Source organism: Massilia luteola (genome assembly GCF_034420155.1).
GTDB lineage: Bacteria > Pseudomonadota > Gammaproteobacteria > Burkholderiales > Burkholderiaceae_D > Telluria > Telluria luteola.
Genome location: NZ_JAXOFN010000067.1, coordinates 1 through 3,546, shown reverse-complemented (window position 1 = coordinate 3,546; position 3,546 = coordinate 1). Strand labels below are relative to the sequence as shown.

Genomic DNA, 3,546 nt, shown 5'->3' with positions numbered 1-3,546 from the left:
GCGGCCGTCGAGTGGCAGGTCAACCAGTTCCAGCGCCGCACCGGCATCCAGTGCGACATCCACGACGAGCACGGCGAGATCGCCCTGCCCGACCACTGCGCGACTGCCTTCTTCCGCATCCTGCAGGAATCGCTCACGAACATCGTCCGCCACGCCAACGCGTCGCGCGTGAAGGTGGAACTGCGCCTGAACGGCGGCTGGCTGTCGCTGACGGTGCGCGACAACGGATGCGGCCTGCCGCCGGGCGGGCGCAACAAATACGGTTCGTTCGGCCTGGTCGGCATCGAGGAGCGCATCGTGATCCTCGGCGGCACCTGCGCCGTCTTCAGCGAACCGGACGGCGGCACGACCGTGACCGTCTCGGCGCCCGTCGCGGGAGGACAGGAACACCCGTCCCGCGAACACCTCGAACACGGACCGGGCCCGGCCCTGATCTGACGCGGATACGTCCGACCACGTCGCTGCCCTCATGCGGACGGCGAATCCTCTTCGCCTTCACGCTTGCGTCGAAGGCCGCCCCTACTCTACAACTCGACAATTGCATAGCCGGATTGGCAATACGTATTGCATCTTTGATAAATATCAATAACTAAGCAAATTGTCTCAACTACATTGAGCAGGTGCAAGACACGTCCATAAATTCGACAGTGCGTTGCCCGATGTCATCACACGCATCGACGAAATATTGTTTTCGGCAATCGATTTAACGGACAACCATCACCAGGGATAGCAGTACCCAATCAGTACCCAATCAACAAGACGAGGACGACCAATGAACACCAACGACCTGATCAACGCCGTGATGCAACTCGACCTGGAACCGATCAAGATGAAGCTGATGCACGTCGCATCGGGCGAAGGCTGGAGCCTGGAGAAGGCCAATGCCGTGGAAAAGGAATATCGCCGTTTCCTGTGCCTGATGAAGATGTATCCGGAAGAAGACACCGCGCCGCTGGTCGACGTCGACACGTTCTGGCACTACCACATCCTCGACACGATGAAATACGCCGCCGACTGCGAACAGGCCTTCGGCTATTTCCTGCACCACTATCCGTACGTCGGCATGCGCGGCGAGGACGACGAACAGTTCCGCCTCGACAGCGGCGAGCGCATGCGCGAACTGTACGAAGCCACGTTCGGCGAAGCCTACCCTGCCGTGGCCGCCGACAGCGGCGGCGGGGCGCGGACGGCCTATTGCGCCGGACCGGACAGCCCGCAGGCGAACGGCCGGCGCGACGCCGCCGTCGCCACGGCCTATTGCGCCGGGCCCGACAACCAGTGGCGGATCGACCGCGCGGCCATCGCCTATTGCGCCGGACCGGACAACAAGCGCCTCGGCGGCCACAGCGACGTCCTGGGCCAGGCCACCGCTTACTGCGCCGGTCCGGACAGCAAGCTCCGCAACCTGCTGAACCCCATCCGCAGCGCGGTAATCGCCTACTGCGCCGGCCCCGACAGCAAGCGCCTGGGCACCAACGCGACCGCCTACTGCGCCGGCCCGGACAGCAAACGCCTGGGCGCCGACGCCACCGCCTACTGCGCCGGCCCGGACGGCAAACGCCTGGGCACCGACGCCACCGCCTACTGCGCCGGCCCGGACGGCAAGCTGCGCGGCCGGATCGCATGATGGGTCAACACAACAGTACGGGCTTTTTCGCTTGATCTATATCAAGCGCCAAACGTCTGGAAATATACGGCGAATTGGCCGGTTTTACCCTGCAAGTCATTGCTTGCAGGGTGTTTTTCCATCACAGCAATTCCGACTCATCAACAACTCTTCGAGCTGCTAGGTTCACCATGCATCCGACACCGGTAAGTTGCAAAGCGATAAGCAACTTGCCGGCGCGAGCCCGCCATACCTTTGAAAATCCTATGCCGACGGTTCTGAGAGACGCGTTTTCGGTCACCCGGTTCTCGTTCTGGACCGGCGTCCTGCTGTCGTCGCTGGTCGGCAGCCTGTCATACGTGATGACCCAGCGCTCGATCGAGCGCAATGCCTACGAGCGCTTCATCAACCACGCGAAATACGCGCAAAGCGTGATCGGCGTGCGGGTCAAGTCCTATACCGATCTGCTGCGGGCGACCGGCAGCATGATTCATAGCACCGACGTCCTGAGCCACCGCAAGTTCCACGAATACGTGAGTGGACTGAACCTGTCCAAGAACTTCCCCGCGGTCGACTCCATCAATTTTGCGGTCTACGTGACCGACGCGCAGCGCGCTGCCTTCGTCAGCGAACTGCGCGAAGAAATGCAGCGCTACATGACTACGCGGGAGCCGCTGGATATCGCACCGCCGGGCCGGCGTCCATCCTACCTGGTCGTCTCGTACATCGAACCCGACCAGTCCAGCCCCGGCCATTACGGCATCGACCTGTCCGCCAACCGTTATTTCAGCAGGCAACTGGACGAATCGCGCGACCGGGCGACACTCTATGCCTCCGGCACGCCCATCCTCGCCCTGTCCGGCCCCAACGATAACCACCTGGGCATGCGCATGCCGATCTATTATTCCGGCGCGCCTGTGAAGACGGTGGAAGAGCGCCGCGCCGCCTACGTCGGCTCGCTGGGCATTGCCTTCAGCGTTCCAAAACTCCTGCACGGCGTGATGGACGAGATCCCGATCGCGGGGCTGCGCATGACGCTGTACGACATCGGTCCCGGCCTGGACATCCATGGCCAGGAAACGGCCGGGCTGCCGCGCGCACTGTTCGACAGCCATGGCAGCAGGCTGGACCCGACGCCGCCGCTTGCCGGCGACGAGACAACGTTTTCCACGACGCTTCCGTTGGAGTTCAATGGCCGCCTGTGGAAAACGACGTTCAGTGCACCCAAGATGGCGTTGTACACGGAGTTCGACGCCTATTACCCGAAACTGATGATGGCGTTCGGCTTCTTCGGCTCGGTACTGCTGTATGCCCTGCTGCACACCTTGACGTCGTCGCGCCGCGCCGCCCTCGCGCTCGCCCGGGAAATGACGAGCGAACTGCGCGACAGCCAGGCCAAGCTGCAGCTGTCGCATCAGAAGCTCAGGCGCCTGGCCGACCACGCCTACCAGATCAAGGAAATGGAACGCAAGCGCATCGCGCGCGAGATCCACGACGACCTCGGCCAAAGCCTGCTCGCGCTGCGCATCGAGACCGAGCTGCTGGCCGGACGCACGAAAGGCACGCACAACCACCTGCACCTGCGCGCCCGCGCCACGCTGGTGCAGATCGACACGACGATCAAGAGCGTGCGCCAGATCATCAATGACTTGCGCCCGACCGTGCTCGACCTGGGCCTGTCGGCGGCCGTCGAGTGGCAGGTCAACCAGTTCCAGCGCCGCACCGGCATCCAGTGCGACATCCACGACGAGCACGGCGAGATCGCCCTGCCCGACCACTGCGCGACTGCCTTCTTCCGCATCCTGCAGGAATCGCTCACGAACATCGTCCGCCACGCCAACGCGTCGCGCGTGAAGGTGGAACTGCGCCTGAACGGCGGCTGGCTGTCGCTGACGGTGCGCGACAACGGATGCGGCCTGCCGCCGGGCGGGCGCAACAAA

The 3,546-nt window shown here is 63.3% G+C and carries 3 protein-coding genes; all 3 read left to right on the top strand.

The window, feature by feature from the left end; all coding sequences use genetic code 11:
• Nucleotides 1-438: sensor histidine kinase (locus U9J41_RS29140; RefSeq protein ID WP_322405693.1), on the top strand; the 438-nt coding region annotated here is incomplete at its 5' end.
• 334 nt (nucleotides 439-772) lie between these two features.
• Nucleotides 773-1,627: a glycine-rich domain-containing protein gene (locus U9J41_RS29135; RefSeq protein ID WP_322405692.1), complete on the top strand. Its 855-nt coding sequence runs from the start codon at nucleotides 773-775 to the stop codon at nucleotides 1,625-1,627.
• Between the two features lie 245 nt (nucleotides 1,628-1,872).
• The coding region (locus U9J41_RS29130; protein WP_322405691.1) for a CHASE domain-containing protein at nucleotides 1,873-3,546 on the top strand (1,674 nt) is incomplete at its 3' end.